The organism is Rhodococcus sp. CX (assembly GCF_015865005.1).
In the GTDB taxonomy this organism is placed as follows: Bacteria; Actinomycetota; Actinomycetes; order Mycobacteriales; family Mycobacteriaceae; genus Rhodococcus.
Genome location: NZ_JADZGH010000020.1, coordinates 69,480 through 71,946 on the forward strand (window position 1 = coordinate 69,480; position 2,467 = coordinate 71,946).

Annotated in this window: 4 protein-coding genes; 1 reads left to right on the top strand and 3 read right to left on the bottom strand. The window is 67.8% G+C overall.

Annotated elements, in window-relative coordinates; translation table 11 throughout:
• The 3 genes from I0Q12_RS01850 to I0Q12_RS01860 all read right to left on the bottom strand — a co-directional run.
• Nucleotides 1-905 (bottom strand): aminotransferase class V-fold PLP-dependent enzyme (locus tag I0Q12_RS01850; RefSeq protein WP_307845973.1); only part of this gene is annotated, 905 nt, incomplete at its 3' end.
• Nucleotides 902-1,312 (bottom strand): rhodanese-like domain-containing protein, encoded by a 411-nt coding sequence (locus tag I0Q12_RS01855; RefSeq protein ID WP_197250330.1) that lies wholly within the window; start codon nucleotides 1,310-1,312, stop codon nucleotides 902-904. The genes I0Q12_RS01855 and I0Q12_RS01850, both read right to left, overlap by 4 nt.
• A gap of 49 nt (nucleotides 1,313-1,361) precedes the next feature.
• Nucleotides 1,362-1,793, bottom strand: coding sequence for a hypothetical protein (locus I0Q12_RS01860; RefSeq protein ID WP_197250331.1), 432 nt, complete (start codon nucleotides 1,791-1,793; stop codon nucleotides 1,362-1,364).
• Between the two features lie 293 nt (nucleotides 1,794-2,086).
• On the opposite strand from I0Q12_RS01860, the gene I0Q12_RS01865 reads away from it, so the two are divergent.
• On the top strand, nucleotides 2,087-2,467 hold a 381-nt coding region (locus I0Q12_RS01865; RefSeq protein ID WP_197250332.1), incomplete at its 3' end, for an NAD(P)-binding protein.

Below are 2,467 nucleotides of genomic sequence, written 5' to 3' on the forward strand. Positions count from 1 at the left end.
AGGTACGGGTACTTGACCCAGTTCACCGCGTCCTGCGTCTCGAGGAACCGGGCGATTTCGAGCGCGGTGTCCACCGAGCGCTGCACGCGCAGCGGCATCGTCTCGAGGCCCTTGAGCAGCGTCCAGGCGTTGAACGGGCTCAGCGCCGGACCGGTGTGGCGGATGAGCTGCTGCACGGGCCCGTCGATGTAGTCCTTCGGGCCGAGGATGGCACCGCCGAGCACGCGGCCCTGGCCGTCGATGTGCTTGGTGCCGGAGTAGACGATGATGTCGGCGCCGAGGTCGAGGCTGCGCTGCAGCAGCGGGGTGGCGAACACGTTGTCCAGCACCACTTTCGCGCCGGCAGCGTGTGCCATCTCCGAGACCTTGCGGACGTCGACGAGGGTCTGCATCGGGTTCGACGGGGTCTCGAAGAACACCGCGGTGGTCGGCACCGACAGTGCCTGCTCCCACTGGTCGAGGTCCTCGCCGTCGACGAACACGGTCTCCACACCCCACCGGGGCAGGATCTCGTTGCACACCACGAAGCACGAACCGAACAGGCTGCGGGCCGCGACGAGGCGGTCGCCCTGGCCGAGCAGCGCACCGAGCGCGGTGAACACCGCGGACATGCCGCTGGCGGTGGCATACGCGCCTTCGGCGCCGTCGAGCAGCCGCAGCCGCTCCTCGAACATCTTCACGGTCGGGTTGCCGTACCGGGAGTAGACGAAGTGGTCGACCTCACCGGTGAAGGCCTGCTCGGCGGCCTCGGCCGATTCGTACACGAAGCCGGAGTTGAGGTACAGCGCCTCGGAGGTCTCCTCGAATCCGGAGCGCAGCAGGCCGCCGCGGACACCGACCGTGGCAGGGCGCACCGAATCGGGCAGTGGCCGCTGGAACGCGCCACCCTGGGGAATTGCACTCACGACTGCCTCCACGGCAGGCCCGCGGCCCGCCAGCCCTGGGCGCCGCGATGACCCTCGGGGTCGAGGGCGCCTTCGAATCCTTCGAGAACGTTGTAGGAAGGGGTCAGGCCCGCAGCGGTCGCCGCGACGGCGGCACCGATGGAACGCTGCCCCGAGCGACACAGGAAGACGACCGGCCCTTTTTCGATGCCGGCCTCGCGCAGTTCGTCGACGAACCGGGGGTTGGGCGCACCGTTCGGGTAGCCGACCCATTCGACGAAGACGGTGCGGCGACCGATGGACGAGGTCTCGGGGACCCCGACGTACTTCCACTCGGCGTCGGTACGCACATCGACGAGCACGGCATCCGGGTTTTCCTGCAGCAGCTCCCAGGCTTGCTGCGGCGTTATATCACCTGCGTAGCTCACCGCACCAGCTTTCCACAGACGTGTCGGGGCCTGCGAGGCGGGCGGGGAATCAGGCGGTGCAGATCCGCCAGTCGCCGTCGACGCGCGTCAACGACCAGACGACCGTGTCCTGCTCTCCGTCGACGGTGGTGCGGGTCTCGACGCGGCCCCGGTCTCCCTCGATGTCCACGGTGCCGAACTCGTCGATCGTGGCCTCCCCGTCGACGTCGGCGAGCGGAGCCTGATCGGCGGGCAGCTCGGCGCAGCGAAGCCGCGTCATCGCATCGTCGTCGTCGGTGTTGTGCGCTCGCACGTAGTCGTCGACCGTCCGGGACACCAGATCGGAGTCGCTCAGGGACTCGTCGGACGGTCCGAAGACCTGCCCGGCGACGACGACGAGGATGAGCACGACCACGACGGCGAGGGCCCCGAGGAACGGTCCGGCGGTGCTGCGTTCGGGCTCGTCGGGGTCCGGTTCGGGTGCGGGTCGCTTGTCTGCCATGCCCCCGATCCTAGGTGGAGGTCGATTGCCGCCGGTCGGGGCGCATTTGCCTCAATAAACCCTCTCGAGGTAGGAATTGGTTCATGGCCTACGCACACCTCGTTCGACGTCTCGCCGTCGACCTCTGTCGTGTGTCTGCCCATATGTGTTGTCGCTGAAGCGATTCCCCACCCAGCTGCGTTCTGCACGCACTCGCCGCCCGTCTGCCGCGGCACCGTGTCGGCCCATCAGAGGGCAACCTAAATTAAGCTGAATCACGTCCGTCCGTTCTCCGAAGAGGTAGTTGACCCCTGATGACCGATCAGACTCGTCCCCTTCGCGTCGCCATCGTCGGTGCCGGCCCCGCCGGTATCTACGCCGCCGATGCGCTCATGAAGTCCGACACTGCGCAGGATCCCGGGGTCAGCATCGACCTGTTCGAACGCATGCCGGCGCCGTTCGGCCTGATCCGCTACGGCGTGGCCCCGGACCACCCGCGCATCAAGGGCATCATCACCGCCCTGCACAAGGTGCTCGACAAGCCGCAGGTCCGCCTGCTCGGCAACCTCGACTACGGCACCGACTTCACCCTCGAGGACCTGAAGCGGTTCTACGACGCGGTGATCTTCTCCACCGGCGCCAACGCCGACCGGGCCCTGAACATCCCCGGCATCGACCTCGACGGCAGCTACGGC

What these genes read in the sequence shown, in the direction of transcription:
- I0Q12_RS01860 (WP_197250331.1), bottom strand. Translation starts at nt 1,793, where the DNA reads ATGGCAGACAAGCGACCCGCACCCGAACCGGACCCCGACGAGCCCGAA.